This is a genomic window from Bacillus cereus group sp. MYBK220-1, assembly GCF_051916445.1.
Taxonomy (GTDB): domain Bacteria; phylum Bacillota; class Bacilli; order Bacillales; family Bacillaceae_G; genus Bacillus_A; species Bacillus_A cereus.
The window spans coordinates 115,986-138,515 of the sequence record NZ_JBQAGQ010000007.1; the positions used below are offsets into that span (position 1 = coordinate 115,986).

Sequence of the window (22,530 nt, forward strand, 5' to 3'; positions counted from 1 at the left end):
AACTCAATTAGGTATATAAATTTCTGCACAAATTAATTCATTATGAAGTGAAGTGTATGGACTTATAAATCCATACACTTCTACTATTCTACTCACTCTAAATTAACGTTTTTAATCTATTAACCTTCTTGCCCTAATAGAATTTCTTCTTCACAATCTGTACAACATCATAATATTTGATAACCGCCTACAATTTTAGTATCATAAAAATCTGATTTTCTTCCACAAAATGTACACTTATTCATTATTCATTCTCCTTTCAATATCCCGTTTGATACTCAAAATCAAATTACATATTTTAAATAATTATATTTTATACCCTTATTTGTTAGATTAAACAGCTTTCTTTGTTCCTCAGTTACAGGAAATGCCCTGCTGTATCCCGTTTTCGCATGAAATACCATATGATGATTTAAAATCAAATATTGATTAACAATAAAATTCAACATATTATTAACCGCCAAAGCCGAGTATTGATTTGTAATGCTCCTTTGTGGCTGCGATACTATTACTTGATCACACGAAATATCACTGGGTGCTATTGTACCCTCATCTGTTAAAACATCTGGATACAATTCAGCAACAGGTGCTAAAATTGTTTCACCTTTCACTCTTAGCCCTGTTACTGTTTGCCCTGTATAACCGCTCTCTTCTTGTTGTTTTATAATTTCCTCATTTGGATTTCCTTTTATTAAATCCACTGCATCATTCCTTGTAATCTTGTGTAAAATAGTATAATTTCCAACTATTTTAGGCCGCATATAATCAACAGCTGCCACTATAGATTCAGGTTGAAAGTTCTGATCCAATAGCTCTTTAACCAAGAATGAATCTTCACGTATAAACTTTAGAACTTTTGCTAAATCAATAGGTACCATTAAATTAGCCACATCTGATTCACGATTATTCATCTCTAACAAACAATTCTCAAATTCTTTGTAATTAAAGACGGGCACTTTTTTTATCATTTTCATAGTCGATATATCCACCCTTCTTAGAAAATAAAAAAGACAAGGAATTGATCCTCGTCTTTTTTATAACTGCCATTAATTTTTCTCTTCATATTCAATTACTATAACCAAAAGCGGTTGGCCTTGTTCACGTTCCATGAACCGGCTTGGTGTTATTTTTTTAACTATTTTTCCATGATTAGTACAATACTTCAAAAAACCATTCACTTCTGCATCAATTCTTAATGCATCAGCAATAATAGTTCTAATTTGTACTAACATAATAAATTCCTCCTAATATTTTTTTATTTTAAATATGTAATTTCAGAAATTCGAAATCCATCTATTTCTGGTACATATTTAAATTCCAGAATTAAGTCGTTTTGTTTTACCAAAAACAATCCTTTTTTTACTTTTGTAACAGTTCTTGGTTCTTCATAATTAAATAGACTTGGTTTACTTTTATAAGTAACTTTGTAATTCTTATCTGTACTAAAATAGTCTGATGTAAATTCATCAGCTAATTCTGCAGTAGTTATATGATTTCCTAAAAACATTTCTAGTTCTTTTTTGTTTTGATAAATAGTTACGTGACCGTTCTTATCAATATCATCAAATATTAATTTGAATTGCCCACCTATGTCATTAATCACATTTTGTGATAATTCATCTTCAAGCAAATAATCGTATTGAATCTTTTTTTCAAATCTTCTACTTTGATTGAAGTTAAAGCATCTGTTTGAGGTTCATCCTTTATAAAGGTGTTATATAAAACAAACACCATAGCTAAAACGCCTAATACTAAAAATAATCTTTTAATCTTCATAAAATCTTGATCCTTTCACAATGTGATGTTCTCCAAAAAAACGCAAAAAAGCCCTTTTCGGAGTTATATTTAAAAAGAAAGTAAAAGTAAAAAACTCAAACTATCTTTGAAAATCGAAACCCCGAAAGGGCTATAGTAGTTATGGATATAAAAATTGAAATTAAAAAAAGGTATACTTAATTTTAACAAATTACACCTACAAAAACAACAATGTTCAGAATATTTAATCCATTAAATTTATGTTATGATGAATATAATAAACCCTCAGAATGGAGTTTGATTTATAATTGAAAAAACGTCTAATTTCTGTTTTTCCAATATTAATATTTATAATTGGCGTTACCTTACTTTTACTAAGACAGTTCGTTTTTTTTCCATATAAGGTTTCTGGAGTCTCTATGGAAAATACCTTATTTAATAATGACAAGGTTTTAATTAATCACCTCACCCATTCAATAGACGATCTGCAAAGATTTGATATAGTTGTTGTTAATCCCCACCTAGAAAACACTTCTAATAATAAAACAATTATAAAAAGAGTAATTGGTTTACCTGGAGATACAATAGAATATAAATCACAGCAGCTTTATATAAATGGACTTGTGGTAAAAGATCTATACGCAAAAGGTAATACAGCTGATTTTTCATTAAAAAGTATTTACGGTTTCGATAGGGTTCCGAATGATACAATTTTTGTATTAGGAGATAATCGCGAAGAAAGTTTAGACAGCAGATTTAAAGAAATAGGCTTTATAAATTTGAATAATATAGAAGGCAAGGTAGTTCTACGCTATAAACCACTCAATAAATTTATGAAATTGTAATAGAATTAATTAAACATATAAAAAAGCTCCAACTGTAGGACAGTCGGAGCTTTTTACAATATAATTTTGATTATTTAAGTTCGACTGATACAAAAACTGATAGATGAACCTTCTAAAATCTTATTTAGCTACATCATTAGAATTTAATGCAAGTAATCCATTACCCTGCTCTTTAGATGTTGTTTCTGCTGTTTTCTGTTCTGGCTTTTCTTTCTCAAGAACTACCACATTTACTGTTTCAGTTGAGCTGTTTCCTGCCTTATCAGTTGCCGTTACTTGAACTGATATTGTGCCTGGCTTACTTGTATCATATGCTCCTACTGTTACTACTGGATTTGAATCTTTATTATCTTTTACACTCGCTAAACTTCCTGGACTTAATTTATCTCCCACATGTACGGTTACAACTTGTTTCGCTGTTATTACTGGTGCTTCCGTATCCTTCTCCTCTTCCTTTTCTACTACTTTTACTGTTACCGTTACAGTTGAGCTGTTACCCGCATTATCAGTTGCTGTTACTTGAATTGATATTGTACCTGGTTTACTTGTATCGTACACTCCAACTGTTACTACTGGGTTTGAATCTTTATTATCTTTTACTTCTACTAAATCTTCTGCATTTAAGCTATCTCCTACATGTACAGTTACATCTTGTTTTGCTGTAATTACAGGTGCTTCTGTATCTTTTTCCTCTTCCTTTTCTACTACTTTAACGGTTACTGTTGTACTTGAGCTATTTCCTGATGCATCTGTTGCCGTTACTATTACTTGAATTTCCCCTGCTTTACTTGTGTCGTATGCTCCCACTGTTACCTCTGGGTTTGGATCTTTATTATCTCTTACGTCTACCAAATCTCCTGTGTTTAAGCTATCTCCTACATGTACAGTTACACCTTGTTTCACTGTAATTACTGGTGCTTCCGTATCTTTTTCTTCTTCTTTTTCTACTACCTTAACGGTTACTGTTGTACTTGAGCTATTTCCTGATGCATCTGTTGCCGTTACTGTTACTTGAATTTCCCCTGCCTCACTTGTATCGTACGCCCCCACTGTTACCACTGGGTTTGGATCTTTATTATCTCTTACGTCTACCAAATCTCCTGCGTTTAAGCTATCTCCTACATATACAGTTACACCTTGTTTCACTGTAATTACTGGTGCTTCTGTATCCTTTTCTTCTTCTTTCTCGACTACGTTGACAGTTACTGTTGTACTTGAGCTATTTCCCGATGCATCTGTTGCCGTTACTGTTACTTGGATTTCTCCTACCTTACTTGTATCATACGCTCCCACTGTTACCTCTGGGTTTGGATCTTTATTATCTCTTACGTCTACCAAATCCCCTGTATTTAAGCTATCTCCTACATATACAGTTACACCTTGCTTCGCTGTTATTACTGGTGCCACTGTATCCTTTTCTGGTTTTGTTGTACCACCACCATCATTATCTCCACCTGTTGGTGGTTTTGTACCGCCTCCACCATCGTTACCATCTCCGCCTGTTGGTGGTTTTGTACCGCCTCCACCATCGTTACCATCTCCGCCTGTTGGTGGTTTTGTACCGCCTCCACCATCGTTATCATCTCCGCCTGTTGGTGGTTTTGTACCACCTCCATTATTACCTTCACCACCTGTTGGCGGTTTCACTTCCCCGCCACTAGTGTCACTAGAAGTAGGTGGCTTTTTATCATTATTAATTGGAGGTATTGAGTTATCTGCAATAGCCACACCATCATTAATATTTAGATCGCCACCAAATACAAAGTTCTTACTATCCTTATTATCCGAGACAGAAGGATTGTTTGTTGCTGATGCAATTGAAGTATTTAAATCTGAAAAACGATTATTTGATTTATCACCGTCAATAACTGATGCTAAGTTTCGATCTGAGTTTATAGCTGCGGTTGCAATTGAATCTGTTAAGTCATCAAATTTCTTTTTGGTTTTGATATTTTCAATGATACCGGCTAAATTTTGATCAGAGCTACGTTTTGCATTATCAATGATTTCATCAAAATCATTAGTATTTAGATTTTCAGTCGTTTCATTCTTACTTTCATCTTTCTTCTCATCTTTTTTCTTTTCTTTTTCACTATCCTTTTTCTTTTTAGATACTGATGCCGTTTTAGTGCTCTTTTTTTCAGAAGAAAACAGCGAGCAGCCTGTAACTACCCCAACACTTAAGGTAGTTACAGTAGTCGTAAGTAACACTTTCTTTAAAATTTTCGAATAATCTAAAGGCACAATCAATTCCTCCTCATTACCTAACCTGCACTTATAGTTGCTACAGAAGTAGCAGAACTATTAGGTGTAGAATTATTAATTTTTTCGAGTAAATCCTTATTTCCAACCTTTTGAGCAAATTTTTTAGCTTCCTCAGATTTATTTAATTTCAAATAACTATTAACAATAATTCCTTCTCTTCTGCCATCTAGTGGCACTTGATCTCTTAAATTGATAACTTCTTCATGTTTGTTATCTAATGCAGCAATTTCAAAATTAATTAGTGGATTTTTTGTTTTTAATTCTTTTACTTTTATCAAATTATCTACAGCTATATAATATGAAACTACTGATTCTGCAAAATCTTGTTCTAAGTCAATTGCTTTTTGTGCTTTACCGCTTAATAGATACGTAAATAAAACTGCCTTTTTATCTTCTTTTCCTAACTTTTTATAATCGACTTTATCAAATTCCAAGGCAGCATCTTGATATTTTTGAACTGCAGATAATCTTAACCCATTTATTAAATTCGCATTAACTTCTAAACTATTTACATTATTTGCAGATGCAGCCTGTGAATTTTTCATATTGCTAAAGGCAAAACCTGCTACTACTAATAAAACAATTGATGCGATTCCTATAATAGCGTACTTTAATTTTTTCATATTATTTAAGATTCCTTTTTTATCGATTGCGACTTTCTCTTCTTGTTCAAATTTAGGTTCATTTGGTAGATTTCTTTCATTATTTAAATTAATTTCATCACTATCGGGCTCCCTTTTCACCACAGCTATTTTTTGTCTCTTTTGTGCTTCTTTTATTTTCTTTTCTTCCTCTAATCTTCTTTTTCTTACTTCTTCAAGTTTTTTCTCTTCTTCCTTCCGTCGTGCTTCTGCTTCTTTTCTTGCTTCTTCTTCAGCCCTTCTACGCGTTTCCGCTTCTGCTCGTTTTCTTGCTTCTTCTTCTGCCTTTTTACGTGCTTCCACTTCTTCACGTTTTCTTGCTTCTTCTTCTGCCTTTTTACGTGCTTCCACTTCTTCACGTTTTCTTGCTTCTTCTTCTGCCTTTCTACGTGCTTCCACTTCTTCACGTTTTCTTGCTTCTTCCTCTGCTTTTCTACGCGCTTCTGCTCCTGCTTGTTTTCTTTCTTCTTCTTCTGCCTTTCTACGTGCTTCTTCTTCACGTTCCCGTGCTTCTTCTATTTTTAAATCATTTTCAGAAGTGCCTGCCTGTTTTTGAATTGTAGTGATCCAAGCAAGAGCTGGGTTACTATTTGAAGGTTCATTTTTTGGTAAATTTACATTTACACTTTCTTCACGTTGGTTCCGCGGCTGTTCTGAATGCTCTTGTTGTATTTGCTCATTTATTGGATCTTTGTAGACATCCTCATATTGTTCTTCTTCCTCTGCTAGTAATCGTTCACGTCGTTCTTTTTCTTGTCTAATTCTTTCTTTAATTACGTTTCTTTTTCTATTATTTTGCATAAAACAACAACAGCCTCCTTTCTATCAGTACCTCATTAATGAGAGTAATTAAATTATTCATCCTTCATAATTAATCATTAGATATTTCCACAAAAAAACTAAGGAAAATTAGTGATAATATTATTTTTTAAGCATGATAAATTAAAAAAGGATAAATGGTCTGCACCCATTTATCCTTCTTTTTACTTTACATCTATTGAATTCATAGTACATGTTCTCCTCTTAATGCATCACTTTGTTTCAAATTTTAGATAAAAAAAGATACTACACACTTACTGCATTGAATATTCAGGGATATATGAGTTTATATTTTCACACCATATTAAGTTCATCCATAACTTTCAACTTTTCATGTAGTAGATTAAAAATTTCATCTTTATAGTCACATTTCTTCAATTTTTTAATTGCTTCTTCCTTTATTTGTGACACTCTTTCAGTTGTTATCATAAGTGCTTTTGCAATTTCTTTATGCAAATACACTTTACCATCTAAAAGACCAAAACATAGATTTAGTACCATCTTTTGTTTTGGGTTTAATACTTCATCAAATATTAACCATATCTCGTAATTTAAGTCTTCAATTACCATCTCATTTATTGAAGGAATTGCTGATTTATCATCATGGGATGAATTTGATATACCTATATCTTCATTTATTGTATCTATATCCAAAGTCATAGTAGTAGCTCGCTTATAATATACGTTGTGCCTAATGACTATTTCGCTAGTTACATCTAACTCTTTTACAACTTCCTCCACCGAAGGGGGTCTGTTGTACATTTGTAAATATTTATCTTCTAATTCGACATATTTTAAATTAAATTGATTCACATAGTTAGGTATTTTAAAAGGTCCCGACCTTTTTTTACATATAATTCCTAACATCCTTTTTTGTATCCACCAAAAAGCGTATGTGGAAAAGCAATAGCCTAAAGCTGGATTAAAATCTTCCATTGCCCGTAACATTCCCTCATTTCCTTCTTGAACCAGATCATCAAACTCTATATCAGGGTGCTTGTTTTTGTACTTTCTTGCAATAGATAATACTAACCCTACATTCACATGAAACAAATAATCACGTAGATCCTTTTCACCATGTTTGTACCGCTGAAATAAATTTAAACTTTCTTGTTTTGAAAGTACCTGATAATTTCCTATTTCCTTAATTTCAAAAGTGTTACCTTCTGGATAAGCCATTGGCTTAATACTTCTTGCAGTAGAACCTTGTGTTATAGTTTTATTTAATGACTCATAGCGATTCAAGCTGCTATATGATTGATTCATACTTATTCCTCCCTTCTCATTTTTAACGAATTGTTTCTAAAAACATCTTTGTCTCCTTTTGTACGTTACTAATCAACTTACAGTTCCTTGCGCATGTATTGGCAACTTCTTTATGTGCTTTCGTTTTTCTCAATTCTATATAAATATCGCATCCTTTGCAGATGCTACTAATACCTTCCATTATTTCTAATTGTCTTCTTCTTTCATATAAAAACTGCTCTTTTGTTTTCTTCTCGCTTACTCGTCTCCCCATTTGTTTCACCTCGTATACATAAATAGTATTATTTAGTACTTAAAAACTACTATCGGTATTACATAGATACGAAACTTCTCCTTCAAAACTCTTCCAAATTTCTCCTGTATGTATATGATATAGGATTATAACAAAATGTAAAATAAATTATTCTAAAAATTTCAAAAATTACCAGGATATTAAAATATCCATCATTTCCTTATGATTAAACTAATTATATATACAATTTAAACCCTGATGACTATCAAGAATACGTATAAAACAATGGATGTATTGTATTCTTCTATACAATACATCCTTCGATTTTATAAAACCCACTCATTCTAGTTATGGTATAGAAAAGTACTGAATCATTTCTACCCCTTATTAATATATATCCTAATTCACTTCAATTAAAATAGCGTTTATCTCACTTTCTCTATTGCTGGAATATAATCGTTTAACAGTAAATCATCTAGACCCTTTCCAAGATTAATATCCCAACTTGCATAATTAATACTTATCCCTTCTTGATAAAGCGCTTGCGCACATTCTAATAGCGACCGCTGAACATCTGAATTTGTAATCATATCCATATCTAAAGCGAACGTCGCCTGTCTAACTCCCATTTTTTTCAATGGTTCAATTAATATTCTCCATACTTTAACCCCTGGTATTGATACAACTGTGGTACCATACAATACTTTTTCCTCATTTGTTAGAAGCTCGTCTAAATTTTCTGCAGCAATATCAGACTTTAGAGCGCCTTCTGAAATCCATACATTATCCTTTTTTATTAGTTCTCCACGTTCCAAACTTTTCAACTCTCGACTAGGTACTGCTACATGTATTGGCAATGGGTTCCCAGCTCCTGTTCCATGGAATTTCCCACCTGAACTGATCCAAATATATTTACTTTCTAACTTTAATTGTACTTCACCTAATTTTTCACCTTCATAATTAATTTCATACCATTCTTTAACATCGATTTTACCTTTAAATATAGACTCTATCTTCCCATTGATTTTATAGGTCACCTCTATAACATTGGGTTGCTCAATAACTTCTGCCTTAAAGCTTGGTTTATGATTTTTTACAACTGTCATATATTCAGGATTATCAATTCTACATTGAAAACCGCATATCTGATTATATATATTTCTCTGCGGTATTAATAAAGAATCTCTCCTTCCTGCAAACGTAAAATATCTTCCATCCTTTGTTTCTTTTGCATAAAATCCTGGAATTCCAACAATATAGCTTGTTTTCCCTCCTACTTTTTTTATTAGCTCTTTCGTAGTATCCCAAGGTTTAATAGGAAAACTTTTGTAATTTCTAACATTTATTACTTCACTTGTAACCCTATGTTTCGATCCCATTAACATTTTAATATGTTCATCTCGCATGTCTAAAAATTCTAGGAATAAAGTATAAATAATATCAAGGTTGTAATCATTTTTCTTCCTATGTTCCTTAATCATCTGATTTTGAGAAAAGTCATATCCCCTTTTTTGATCTTCAGCTATTATATGTAAATAGCCTGCTTCCCCCAATACTGTTTCAGATGAAATTCGTCCACATATTATTTTAGTTTCAGAATCATTAACCATGCACCATCCTTGCTTACCACATATAGGGCACGTTGTTCTATAATATTCAAACCACCTCTCATTACTCCCCTTATTCATGCTTCTCACTGGCCTTAATATTCTACTTGCTGCTAACTTTTCAATTGACATCACATATCTCCTTTCCCCTTGAGCAAATAAAAAAGCCCTTTGGAATACGGAGGTTAAATACCACACAAACGTGTAATTTAATCCGTAACCCGAAGGGCTTCATGTAATCACTAGAAATTAAAAAAATTAACAAGTTATAATAAGAATATACTAAAAATTCTTTATTTAATCTAGAGGTTAATTATAATATTATTAAACTCCCACTATAATTATACATGGGCATCTTACTGCTTAACCCCTTTTGGACCTTTTGAAGCGAGAACTCCTTCGGAATTAAATACTATTTTAGCAATCTATATTTACTAAGCTATAAGGAGCCTCCTTATTAACCGTCCACTAATGTTTTTCTGCTAACTTTTTTTGGTACAGTATACTCTCTACTAACCAATTAATTGCGCTATTAAGGGCACCGTTGTTAACCATAATCATTTTCTTGTAAACAAGCATCATAAGATTATATTTTGTTCAAATTTAATTAATCCTACTCAAAAACACTTTAGAATACGGACTATAAAACAGTCATATAATTATCAATCTCATGTTGATACCAACAGAAAATCAACACATCTCACCCGCATTTGACATTGACATATCAGCTGAGATTAACATGTCAAATGAAGCGCACCAACTTTATCGCTAGTATCCACCGGTTAACATTAACATAACATTAACAAGCAGCTACTTATCAAAAACGTTTGTACCTATCTAAACTTCAAAATCTATATTAGATGAACATTAATCCACTCCAACTGATTGTACGGAAATAAGTTAATTAATAAACTACCTTTGCAAATGTTTAAATGCTAGTACGACATAAAAAAAGAAACACCATGAAACTATCAATCTCATGTCGATACCAATGAAAAGAGAAATGGTTTTCAATCTCTTATTTGTTATTAACATGTTAACTGAGATTAACATGTTAATTGATTATTTTCTTTTGTTATCAATATCATTTTGAATAAGATTGACATAACATTGACAATAAGATTTCAAAAAAGAAGAATCGTTTATAACTTTCAAGATTTCAAAATCTATATCGATTGAATTTTTTCTTCTTCGGCAGTTTTCTTGAAGTGAATCTAGTGATGATCTATTCTAGAAAATGTCTCGACACCATTAAAACATAGTTGAAAATTTAATTGGGATAATAAATGATGACAGCATTTTACCCTTTATTTATCATTGACATTTAGTCTAAAAACAACACATAGAAAGGAATACTGTTTATATTGTTAATCTCATATCAACAATTTGCGTTTAACATTAATATGACATTAACAATTAAGTAGTTAAAATACACATAAATACAGATCTTAGGTCTTCAAGATTTGTATTAGTTATAAATTTATCTACCACAACAGATTTCTATCGAAAAACCAAAAAACACTTTAATAGAACTATAATTTTGGTTAGAAGCTAACAAGAAATCCATACAATTGATGGTTTCTTATTAGTGACATCAAAAAATAACAGTTTTCTTTTCATTTATCATTAACATGTAACTTGAGATTAACATGTTAAGCACTCGTATTCTTTTGTTATCGATATTATTCTAATTGATGTTGATAAGACATTAACAATAAAGTATCAAAAGCGAAAGCGTTTATGGATTTCGAGATTTCAAAATCTATATCGGTGAAAATTTTCTTCTGTGGAGGTTTACTCGAAGCAAATTTAGTGATGATCTATCCTAAAAGATGTTTTCACACTATCAAAACATAGTTAAAATTTAATCGCAATGACATATAGTCTAAAAGCAAAACGTAAAGAGACATGCTATTGAATTATTAATGTTATATCAAAAATTTGCATTTAACATTAATATGACATTGACAATTAAATAGTAGAAATGCACATAGAAGCAGATTTCGGGTTTTTAAAATCCACATTAGTTAAAAATTTTATCTACTACAACAGATTTCTATTAAAAAACAAAAAGGAAAACACCCTAAAAGAACTATAATTGTGGATAGACATTAACAAGAGATCCATACAATTAATCGTTTCTTATTAATAACACACGAAAATTAACAGTTTTCTCTTTTTTATCATTGATATATAACCTGAGATTAACATGTTAATAGGGCTAGTTATTAATTAATGGTAGTTTCATATCAACTATTGTTGATTAATATTGACATAACATTAACAATTTCTGATTCTAAAGTTGAGAATATACATACAGATAGAGTTTTAGATTCTACATCTATTAAAGGACTTTTTTCTATAGTAAAATTCACTGCATTAACTGCAGAAGATATCATTCTTGAAAACATTTTAATAGTAATAAAAAATAATGAATCGCTTTTTATTACTTACGATTTAAAAATAGCAATTGTATAAATCAATTTTGATTATATAGAGATCACTTGTAAAGGGTGATACCCCTTAAAAAAGTAAGTTTATATTAAACCCACATAAAAATACTTCAATAACCTATAATAGCCTTTACGTGCATTCTAAAGACCTACTGAAACCAATTAGCTATACAGTTCTTGGTTTTCTACTACCGGGTATCATAAATTATAATAAATATAGGCCTTTATTTACTATTAGTATGGACTTTTCTCTTTAGATTTATACATGCTTTTTAGCTTTTAAGTCTTTAAGTTTAATGCTATATCCTCATAATTTATTTACAAATCACTAATATTTTCTTATCATTAGTATATTGTAGACTGATTTGTTAATTTCATAGCAACAATAATCATTAATAACTAACGGATTATTAATAGGACATTAACAATAGTTAATTCAAAAGCCTGATTTATCAACTTTATGTTAACAAGTGATACTTTATATATCAATGACACATTTCATGTGAATGTCAATCAATAAAGGTATTGAGGTTTATATCGTCGAAAGACACTTAACATGTTAATCTCACTTTATATGTTAATTACATTTTGCTATGGCCATTATATTTCAAGGAGGTATAACGATGATTGAACAAGATAACAAAAATACAAATGAACATATGGAGTCCAATAATACAAACTCTAGTCATGAAGATACTTTTGAAAAAGCTTGGCGAATAACAGAGTTTTCAAAACTAGTAGGCCGACATCATAACACTGTATACAATTGGTTCAATATCCTAGAGGAAAAGGGGTTACACGGAACATTAAGAACCAATAATACAAATGAAAAGCTATATAATACACTGGATTTAGACATAGCTTTATTTATCAAGCTAAAGAGGGATGAAAAGTGGTCGCTAGATGCAATTATTGAGCTTTTACCACATCAATTTGAACTAAGACCAGTTTCTCCAGAAAATCAAACCAGTGAAGTCTCAACCCAATTAAACATGCAGGAAGCTGCAGCGACTATTGAAAAAATAGTAGAGCAAAAGATTCAAATGCATTTACAAAACATTGAATTAGAGTATCAAGGAAAGTTTGAAGAGGCTATACGTGCAGTGCTACCTGAACCAGAAGACCCTGAAAAGTTAAAAGAGCGCCAAAGACAAGAAAGACTAGATAATATAATTATTCAGCATAGAGCGCGTACAGAGTTAAGAAAACAAGCTGAAAACGAGTGGAATACACAGCCAGAAGAAACTCGTATAAAAAAAGTTGGTTGGTTTAAAAAAGAAGAAGATCTTGCGAGAAAACAACTTTTCATAGAAAACTATATTGATGAGAACATGATTGAATACATGAAAAATGTAATGAAAATAGAAAAATAAGCCTGGAAGATTCCAGGCTTATTTTTTATTTAGTTCCGAACATCTTATCTGGATCCATAAATGCCGCTAATTCTTCATCATTTTGCGCTTGTGATTCTTCATCTTTAACTGGTTCTAATTCAAAGTAATCACCAAAGTTAATATTGAAATCATCATCCGAGTCTTGCGCTTCAATAGTATTAATTTGAGACTTTGTATATTGAATTTGACTTTGTTTTTCTTTAAATTCATTATATTCTTCAACTAATCCTTTAGATAAACGTGATGGTAGTGCATCTGTCTTATAGAAAGTATACACGCTGCCCATAAAATCATTTTTACTCACTAAATAACCATTAAAAACAGTTCCATTGATTGGTAGTTTATTTGTCACTTCTACTTTTGCATCATCCATAAATGAATCATCAATGTTCTTCTGTTCATCTAAAATTGCTAACATACCAAAATGATGCACCTTCGATGCCTCTAAATCTCCATTTTCATTTGTCTTCATCAGGTCAATAGGGTGATGGAATGAGCTTCCTTTCAATGATTCTGAGAACATATCTACAATTTCTTTACTGTTTTCAATTTGATTCATATTACGTGAAACCTTATTAATGACTAAACAGCCTGTTCTTTCTAGTAAAATTCGTTTAAAGTCCTGAGAATCTAGAATTACTGATGTTCCTGAACCATTTGCAGCTGTGTTTAACTCATGAATAATATCTCCAATACGCTGATTTGCATAGTCTCGTGAGTTTCCAATGCCTTTTTTCTCATTCTCGTTTAATCCTTTAAACTCATCATAGAAATGTTGGTTATCTGCAAATACAACAAATGCAACGCCTTTGGCTGGATCATTAGCTAACTTCCAAATTTCTTGTGAGAATTTATTTACCTGTCTTAGTACATCCGGTCCATCTGCTCTAACTGGAAGTGTAACCACAATACCCATTTTAATAAAATCTTTACGCTCAATAGCATTATTGAAAGCAATTCTTGCATACTTTTGTTGATTTTTTATTAATTCTTCTCTAGGAATTTTCATTGCCATACTTTTAAGTTCTTCAGCAATTACAGGTTTATTATGAAAAGCGGAGAATTCTTCAATTGCTTGAATAATTGTAGATGTACCTGTACCACCACCTAAACCAGCAAAAAATAGTACTAATTCATCAGTTGGTCTAACACGTTCCGTTATAAATTCTTTTAGTTTATCTTTAGCTTCTTCATTAGATTCTAAGACCTTTACAGCACGCTCAGGATTCTTACCTAAACCACCTAATTTTAGTGAAACTTGGTTACTTTTCGGCACATTTTTTAGTTCAGCTAAATCTCCATCATTACTATTCAATGCTAGACAATTATAAACTGCTGTACCGTCTGTATGCTTATACTCAGCAAATTTATCTACCATTCTAGTTCCAGCTTGACCAAAACCAACCATAGTCATTTTCACAGCTACTTCGTTTTTCAGAAAGTTTTTTGCCATTATTTTATCTCTCCCTTATTCTCATTACTTTTTTTACGTTTCCCTAATTCAACTAATACTTGTTGTCCCCTAATAGTTGAAATTAAAAACTTATACGGATGCATAATTTTTTCTGTTATTAATGACATTGAAGCTAAAGTAGCAACACTACCTTCTGCCGATCTTCTTGAAATGTTAGTTCTTTCAAGTTCTAATGAATAGGATTTACCCTTAGGTTTCTTTACTCTCCTATCAATAACAACACTTTCTACTATTTCATTTATTGAGATTCCTCTCATATACTTTGTCTCTTGGTATTGTTTGTTTACTTGTGACCCTATGTAATGAAATACATTGTAGAGTATTTCGTCTTCTTCAATAATGTCTGCAAACATTTCCACAACTTCTTCAGTGAATTTGTTTTGTTTATATTTTTCACTTAATACCTCGTTCAAGTTGTCCCCCCCTTAAAACGTTGGTTAATTATTCCTAAAAATATATTACATCATTGTAAGACGTATATCAAGTCATTATATATAAGTCTTATATTAAGTTGTTATATACAAGACTTATATAATATTTACAAAATGTAAAATCGAAGCAATGTTCTATATATCAATGTTAAATATATAAGACGTACATGAAAGTCGTTTATATAAGCAGTAAATAAAACATGTTAATATGAGGTTTCATATAACTAACAATAACTATTAAATTATAAATATGAGTGCAGTATTTATGTATATTTTTATCTGGAATTATAATTCCAATATATAATACTCCTAAAATAACCTACTATTATCATGGTTATTTCATTTATACGCCTTATATATACGAACTATATATAAGACGTATAAATAAAAACTTGTTATTAAAGGATTTATATGCTTTTATATTAATTTTATGTCAATAGAATATTACCACGATTTATTACACGCCCTATTTAAAGGTCTTATATGAAAGACTTATCAATAAAACGTGTATATAAACCTATAAAAAAGAGTAATACTTCTTAAGTATTACTCTTTTAACTATATAGTTTTATATAAAACACTTAGTTTATTAAACAGATCTTTATGATCCTGCTTCTTTTTCAATAACTCATTTTTCTGTTGGTTGTCTACAGAAAGGAAAGGGGATGTCAATGTCATGTTATATTTCGTTATTTCTTTTATTAATTCCGTAGTTATTTTTGAGATTTTTAGAAATAACACATAAAATTGTGATTCATTTTCATTCATTTGTTTTTCTCTAAAATTAAGTTCTACAAACTTGTCAGTATAACTTGTCAATTTCATATCAATATAATCACTATAACTCACATGTAAAGCCATAAAGCGATTAAACTCTGATAAACTAATTAATTTCTTTGTTAAACATAGATGTACTAAATAAATCTTATATACAGCTTTAAATGAAATAACATATTTAGTTCCTTTTTTTATTAACTGGATGTATTCACCGTATCTGTTAATTAAATACCTTAATTTATTAGGTTTCAGTCTCAATAGTCTACTAACTTGTGAAGTATTGTAGATTTTATAAGGATCTAGAGCAGCAAACTGTAATGGGATTATCTCATATTCGTTATTTAATGTGTTAGTTACCATGTTATAAAGAACGTCTGTTTCAAATTCACTTTGTATAATTGTTTTTATTAGCCCATATTCTGTGTTCAAATTCCGCATTTTTTCACCCCTTAAATCAGATTGTAACATGCAAAATATGAAATATACACAATTTTCATTTACTTTATTATGTTTATTTACTTATTTCTTTTATGATGTGATTTTTCCTTCTGATAAACAAATAGCTCTACAGAATTAAATACAATTTTGTTTAATACTTAATATCATCTATGCAAAAGAATATTCACTGTACATTTTATTTATTTTTGTTACTCTACACATATATGACGAGATACATATGCCGAACCCTTTTTTCATTATTAGAGTTCGTCATATGTTCTTTTATCTATGTCGAAGTACAAATGACGAACTCTAATAGTAAATTCTCACTTGATATCATTGATTTTAATTACCCACACCTGACGAAATAATATGTGTTTTTAAACCGAGATTTTATAGGGGATAATGGGTTACTTTTTTGCAAATTTCCGTTAAAATATACACTAATCATTTTTATGTACTGAACTGCTTAATTTATCCAACATTAATTACTTTCATTTCATGACAATCGCAACCGATTTTATGCAGATTCCCGTATATTATTTCCATATCAAGGGAGTGTTTTAAATTGAAAAAATCATTTGATCATGCCGTTAAATATATCGTCGGAGAGAATGACCGTGGAGTTTATTTTAATCGTTCTGACATTTTTACAGTCTTATTTTTATATGAACAACGAACAGTATCTCAAATTCAATTACGAAAATTTTATGAATTGATAAGTGGGGGGCCTATAAGTCGAACTACGTTTTCATCCAAGTTAACTAAGTGGGCAAAAATGAAATTAATAAAAAAAGAAAATATAAGTGTGAGAAAAAAACGTGGCTTTACATTGGATTTCGTTTCTATAGCTTCAAAGGGAGCAGAAATATTATATCGTTTAAAATTAATTACTGACTGCAACACCTCGTTTGTTACCAAAAGGCAATATGAACACAATATAGCTATTACACAATTTGTGCTCAATTTACTTGAAGCAGAATCCCAAAATGAACATACCGGTGCAATTGTAGGTGGTAATGGCGATTATCTTTTTCCATTAAACTCAATTGTGAAGCAAAACTTACATTTACCCAACCTAATGTATTCCGATTCAAATGATGTTTACTTCTTATACGAAGATGAAGAGTATCGCGAAATGTTTCAGCCAGAACTTCAACCCGTTTCCTTCCAACCAGATTTACCTCAACTCGTTTATTCATTTCGTCCATTTAAAGAGTTTTATCCAGACGCAAAGGGAGACCCATTAATCATTCCTGATTGGGTTCTTACATGTAATGATTCTATTATCAATATTGAAGTTGATACAGGAACAGAAAACATTCCATTTCTAGAAAACAAACTTAAAAAATATTTTGATATCGCTGCTTCTAATCCGTCTAAACAGTTTTACGTTTTATTTTCAGTAATCGATGATTCCTATCACACAATTTCTACTTACAAAAAAAGAACTACACGTGTAACAAATTTAAAAAAGGCTTTCAGCAATATACCACGTTTAAGTGTAGTGAATAACCTAAATGTTTACGTGTGCAATATGGGTGGATCTGCACTTGTAATAAATAATATTCTTCAAGAAATTCGCGAAATTAATAGTTTAAACAAAAGTCATTTGCTCAAAAAAATTGCTGAACGTTTAAGCATAAATTCTTCTTTCCCTTATTCGGTAGAGTGGATTTCTAATAAAAATAAAATTCAAGTGAAAGGGATTCAACATTCTAAACTACTTGAGCTAATAGATGACATTTTGGTATTACGAAAAAAAGCAACTGATGAAGAAAAAAAATCTTTAGATTACTTAGAAATATTATGTATATTAACAATACTTAAGGTAGGGGAGGTTAACACACACTTTAAATTACAGAAATTATCAGGATTGTTGGCCATGCAAAATCAACACCGAACACTCAACCCAATTAAGATTTTGGGGATATATGAAGCGGATGAATTAGAGCATGGGCAGCAAGCCATTTTTACTGATCTGTATCACAATTCCATAGCACCAGAGAATATATTATTGGCTACTTCTGTTGAATTGCTTAATTTCACCGCTGCTTTTTATTCATTAAAAGAGAGGGTGAAACAAGAATTTGGAGAATGCAGTTCAAAAGAACGCTGAACTCAATAATGCATCAGGTAATGGGGAAGATCCAAAAGCCGGAAAGAGAAAAAAAAATTCCTATACAGTTACAATCGACATTACAAAAAGCTGGAAATATCGTTTAGCGGCCCGCTCATCTTACTATGTTGTGACATTACTACTTCTGCTAGCTTGGTATTTTGCTTTTAGAGGAATTTATAAATACGCTTCTTTCTGGTCCATACAAATGGGGGCTCCATTACCTACTTTAAGTATCTTCGGTAATCAGTTTGAAACTACTTATTACATTGAAACCTTTTTTAGCTTTTGGATTTTAATTTATACTTGGCAACTATCAACCAAAGTTAAGACCTATCAGGAGATAAAGCGTCGATGGTTTATTTTCTCGATGATGTTAATTGGTATAGTTGCCCAGTACTTATGGGCGTTTAGTGTTCCATTAGCTAAGATATTTATTCCATTCTTACATTCGAAAGCTGGAGAGGTTTCACTAAATGACAAAGGATTAGAGGATACTATACTTTCAAATTTTAGTAATATCATGCACCTTGTATTTGCTATACCTGTAATTATTATTATTCTCGTACTCTTATGGCTCTTTAAGATTTTTTATGAACATAAAAAAGAGCTTATAGATGAATTCGGAAAATGGGAATACGTATTTAAAATACCTGGTTGGATGCTTTCCTTTTTGAATGATGATCGTCAACGAAAACTTGCTACTTCATTACACAGATTTTTCACTGAAAAAAATCCATCAAAATTGCCAGAACCCGATATCTTTCTTGGCCCTAACAGTGCTACACGGGAAATGGCAGTAATACAGGGCAAGTCTCTAACGCTTAATATAATGATCATCGGTAACATTGGTACAGGTAAATCAGCTGCACTAGGTTTGCCAATTGCCAATCAAATTCTTGACTATATGGCTTCCATGATTAATAATTTTAAAACTTTATATGCAAGAAAAGATTATCATTCAGAGGATGTAAAAGGAACGCAGGTTAATGGTCTTACAGTTATCGAGCCATCTAATGACTTCTGCGAAAAAGTATATAAATTGGTATTAGCACATAAGATTCCCGAAAGTGTTATTTTCTATTTAGACCCAACAAATCCTGATACCCCTTCAATAAATTTTGTACGTGGTCCAGTTGATAAAGTTGCTGAGATGTTATGTTCAGTATTAACGGGTCTCTCTGATAATGGAGCAGGAAATCCGTTCTTCGTTCAATCTGAGCGTTCCCATCTTAAACAACATATTTATTTGTTAAAACTCCATGATTCTAATTTTGAAGCTAGGTTTGAGCATTTAATTGATATGTATAATGATGCTAATCTCGTGTTTGAGATGCATCTCAAATTAAAAGAACGACTTCCAAATGATATTGAATCCATTCCAGATAGGGATGAACGAAACCATTTCCGCATAATGAAACAAGTTGATGAATGGTTTAATTTAAATTATATTCCTGAAATTTCTGGTGGCCGTAGGGGAGGGGAAGTTGTTTATCATACTGAAGGGAAATACTATGGTCAACCCAAGATAATTGATAAACAAGAAACCTTTGTTCGCGGTTTACGAAACACATTAAATGATATTTCTGCTCAACCTCTGCTCCGACGTGTTTTATGTGGTCCATCGGATTTTGATTTTGGGAAGCATTTGGAATTTGGAGGTATTCTGTTAGTCAATACAGCGAAAGGAGAACTTTCTGATTTATCTGATGTATTCGGTAAATTGTGTTTATATGCCGTACAGAACGCTGTTTTCCGTCGTAAGCCTAACGTATCTCCTTATCATCCGGTTTTAGTCGATGAGTTTGCGGATTACATTTATAAAGCATTTAAAAGTTTTCCTGCTCAATCACGTAAATATAAAGCACCTTTAATTGTTATTGCACAAACCATTAGTCAATTAGCAATTGAACATGGCCCAAGATTCATGGATATTTTGTTAGGTACATTTCGTAATAAACTTGTTTATGGTGATGTTACAAATGAAGACGCTAAATTGTTTAGTAAGCTAATGGGTACGAAAACAATTTATGAGGCACGTGAAGGTGATCAAGAAATTGATATGGTAACAGCAGAAACGAAAACACAAAGTACACGTAGAACATCCTACTCTTATTCGAAAACAGAGGTACCCATTCTTTCTGAAAATGATATCTTAATTCAAAAAGCATTCCAGTGTGCCGCTAAAATTGTAAAAGATAATGCTCCTCAAGGAGGGATACAAGTAAATGCTAACTTTGTTCCTGCCTCTGAGTTTAAAACAGCTAAGATTCAAGTTGATGCAGAAGCAGCTGCTTATTGGTTAAAAATTCGTGAAGAGTCATTGAATACGGAAATTAAATATGATGATTATGTCACAGATACAGATGTTGATAGTGAAGAAACTGTAATTGAGGAATTGAGTACACCTAAAACAGCACCTACTGCAATAGAAGGTTGGTTACAAACGTTAAACCCTGATACTTACGATTTTTATAATAATGACGATGATACTGACAGTGAAGGTGAGTTAACAAATAATCAGTCTGTACAAGATTACTCAAGAAATTCCGCTCCTAAGCTAAAAAAGGCGAACGCTACGGCATCAATTGCTACTTCTACTACAACAGAACCCGCAAAAATTAATGAAGTAATCAATGTTAAAAAAGAAAATATACCAGACAAAAGTAAACATAGAGAACCTATTGAAATTAACAAAAAAGCATCAGTTATTACTGAAACCTCAATAGAAGTGCCAAGGGCGAAGCATACACCACAATATAGAGAGCCTGCTTACACATCGACTGTAACTCATAATCAGCAGGAACAAGAAATTCAACGAACTGCAGAAATCAATGGTAAAAATACAACATCTAACTTAACAATGCAATGGTTACAACAAATGGCTGCTACTGTTCCTCAAGATGATGAAAATATATTACCTTTAGATGAAATGGACGGAGGCTCTCGTCTTCACAATCGTAAAGTAGCAGAAGTAACTCCAGAAAGTACGGCAATTAAGGATAAACTCAGTCAATATATCGAAGGTGACATTGATCATGATTGATACACTAAGCATATAACAAATATTCTTACTGATAAAAAGGTGTGGGTCGTAAATATTGATTTGAAATAAAGATTAACTGTTTATAAAAAAGACGCGATGTTTTAAATAAAGTCGCGACGTTTATAAAAAAGTTGCGATGTTTTGCCCCTTTGGATTTGTTTATCTAAAGGGGTGTTTTTATAGTGAAAAGTGAAAAGTAAAAAGAAGATCTGAGCTGAAAAGCGGATTAAGGAACCGTTGAGTAGCAATAAAGTTACTCAACTAAAGGGCCTGTTTGTGGAGGATTTTAACAGGTTTTTTAGAGTTATTATTTAAAAAAGGATTTTGAAGTCTTTTGGTGAAAATTAAATATTAAATCTATAAAAGATAGAGGTTGTTGTGATGTTGAAACTGTTTCAATATAACTGGCAAGTTCGTGATGATTGGTTTACATTGTGCGAAGACATACCAGATGAAGAACTATTAAAGAAACGGGTCGGTGGGTTCGGCAGTATACTACATACCCTATTTCACATTGTAGATGTGGAATATATGTGGATCTTAGGTTTGCGAGGTGCACCAGTGCCTGAGGAGCCATTGTTTGAGGATTATGCTAGCTTACAAAAAGTGAAAAATCTTTCAGCTCAATACCATGAGAAAGTGAAGCCATTTGTAACATCTTGGACAAATGAAATGGATTCTCGGAAACTTTCAGAAACTGATTTCAATGAAGAACCGATTAGCTCTAGAGACGCACCAATCAGGCGCCGAGTCATTGAATGTACACACGGAGAGATCATACGTCATGTCATTGTCCACGAAATCCACCATATTGGCCAGTTATCTATATGGGCACGTGAAATAGGAAAGGAGCCTGTTTCCGCAAATCTGAGAGGAAGAGGGCTATTCGATAATTAGACTGCCTTTGCCAATTTCACAAACAGGCGCGATTGTTGAACAACATAGGTAGAAATGATCAAACTTTTTTA

General features: G+C 31.7%; 15 protein-coding genes and 1 pseudogene. 5 read left to right on the forward strand and 11 right to left on the reverse strand.

Annotation, left to right across the window (positions count from 1 at the left end):
* Positions 1–284: 284 nt before the first annotated feature.
* The 3 genes and pseudogenes from ACTFRU_RS23575 to ACTFRU_RS23585 all read right to left on the reverse strand — a co-directional run bounded on the left by ACTFRU_RS23575 (position 285) and on the right by ACTFRU_RS23585 (position 1,776).
* Entirely contained in the window at positions 285–974 is a 690-nt protein-coding gene (locus ACTFRU_RS23575) for a hypothetical protein (RefSeq protein ID WP_095211140.1), read from the reverse strand.
* A gap of 72 nt (positions 975–1,046) precedes the next feature.
* A complete protein-coding gene (locus ACTFRU_RS23580; protein WP_048538506.1) occupies positions 1,047–1,232 on the reverse strand; it encodes a hypothetical protein in 186 nt (61 codons plus the stop codon).
* A 23-nt stretch (positions 1,233–1,255) separates the two neighbouring features.
* Positions 1,256–1,776: pseudogene (locus tag ACTFRU_RS23585) on the reverse strand (peptide ABC transporter ATP-binding protein).
* A 287-nt stretch (positions 1,777–2,063) separates the two neighbouring features.
* On the opposite strand from ACTFRU_RS23585, the gene lepB reads away from it, so the two are divergent.
* The gene (gene lepB / locus ACTFRU_RS23590) at positions 2,064–2,600 is read left to right on the forward strand and encodes a signal peptidase I (RefSeq protein WP_048538507.1); all 537 of its coding nucleotides are present in this window, start codon (positions 2,064–2,066) and stop codon (positions 2,598–2,600) included.
* A 120-nt stretch (positions 2,601–2,720) separates the two neighbouring features.
* On the opposite strand, the gene ACTFRU_RS23595 is transcribed toward lepB, so the two are convergent.
* The 5 genes from ACTFRU_RS23595 to ACTFRU_RS23615 all read right to left on the reverse strand — a co-directional run bounded on the left by ACTFRU_RS23595 (position 2,721) and on the right by ACTFRU_RS23615 (position 9,562).
* Positions 2,721–4,844, reverse strand: a complete 2,124-nt coding sequence (locus tag ACTFRU_RS23595; RefSeq protein WP_048538508.1) for an adhesin — start codon at positions 4,842–4,844, stop codon at positions 2,721–2,723.
* A 20-nt stretch (positions 4,845–4,864) separates the two neighbouring features.
* Complete coding sequence (locus ACTFRU_RS23600) at positions 4,865–6,307, reverse strand: hypothetical protein (RefSeq protein WP_440037909.1); 1,443 nt, start codon at positions 6,305–6,307, stop codon at positions 4,865–4,867.
* A 312-nt stretch (positions 6,308–6,619) separates the two neighbouring features.
* Complete coding sequence (locus tag ACTFRU_RS23605; protein WP_069604111.1) at positions 6,620–7,591, reverse strand: sigma-70 family RNA polymerase sigma factor; 972 nt, start codon at positions 7,589–7,591, stop codon at positions 6,620–6,622.
* A gap of 22 nt (positions 7,592–7,613) precedes the next feature.
* Entirely contained in the window at positions 7,614–7,844 is a 231-nt protein-coding gene (locus ACTFRU_RS23610) for a hypothetical protein (protein ID WP_000533697.1), read from the reverse strand.
* Between the two features lie 404 nt (positions 7,845–8,248).
* Entirely contained in the window at positions 8,249–9,562 is a 1,314-nt protein-coding gene (locus tag ACTFRU_RS23615) for a DUF3854 domain-containing protein (protein WP_048538511.1), read from the reverse strand.
* 2,944 nt (positions 9,563–12,506) lie between these two features.
* Here ACTFRU_RS23615 and ACTFRU_RS23620 point away from each other — a divergent pair.
* Positions 12,507–13,256, forward strand: coding sequence for a MerR family transcriptional regulator (locus ACTFRU_RS23620; protein WP_000572414.1), 750 nt, complete (start codon positions 12,507–12,509; stop codon positions 13,254–13,256).
* Positions 13,257–13,281: 25 nt separating this feature from the next.
* Here ACTFRU_RS23620 and ACTFRU_RS23625 read toward each other — a convergent pair whose 3' ends face one another.
* The 3 genes from ACTFRU_RS23625 to ACTFRU_RS23635 form a co-directional block, all read right to left on the reverse strand.
* A complete protein-coding gene (locus tag ACTFRU_RS23625; protein WP_048538512.1) occupies positions 13,282–14,730 on the reverse strand; it encodes a cell division protein FtsZ in 1,449 nt (482 codons plus the stop codon).
* A complete protein-coding gene (locus tag ACTFRU_RS23630) occupies positions 14,730–15,164 on the reverse strand; it encodes a hypothetical protein (protein WP_001006720.1) in 435 nt (144 codons plus the stop codon). Before ACTFRU_RS23630 ends, ACTFRU_RS23625 begins: the two co-directional genes overlap by 1 nt.
* A gap of 576 nt (positions 15,165–15,740) precedes the next feature.
* Complete coding sequence (locus tag ACTFRU_RS23635) at positions 15,741–16,427, reverse strand: hypothetical protein (protein WP_406904446.1); 687 nt, start codon at positions 16,425–16,427, stop codon at positions 15,741–15,743.
* 538 nt (positions 16,428–16,965) lie between these two features.
* Between ACTFRU_RS23635 and ACTFRU_RS23640 the strand changes: the two genes are divergently transcribed.
* The 3 genes from ACTFRU_RS23640 (at position 16,966) to ACTFRU_RS23650 (ending at position 22,459) form a co-directional block, all read left to right on the forward strand.
* The gene (locus tag ACTFRU_RS23640; protein WP_406904447.1) at positions 16,966–18,516 is read left to right on the forward strand and encodes a replication-relaxation family protein; all 1,551 of its coding nucleotides are present in this window, start codon (positions 16,966–16,968) and stop codon (positions 18,514–18,516) included.
* Positions 18,488–21,562: a type IV secretory system conjugative DNA transfer family protein gene (locus tag ACTFRU_RS23645; RefSeq protein WP_048538515.1), complete on the forward strand. Its 3,075-nt coding sequence runs from the start codon at positions 18,488–18,490 to the stop codon at positions 21,560–21,562. The genes ACTFRU_RS23640 and ACTFRU_RS23645 overlap by 29 nt, the downstream gene beginning before the upstream one ends.
* Before the next feature lie 381 nt (positions 21,563–21,943).
* A complete protein-coding gene (locus ACTFRU_RS23650) occupies positions 21,944–22,459 on the forward strand; it encodes a DinB family protein (protein WP_000915546.1) in 516 nt (171 codons plus the stop codon).
* Positions 22,460–22,530: the final 71 nt, after the last annotated feature.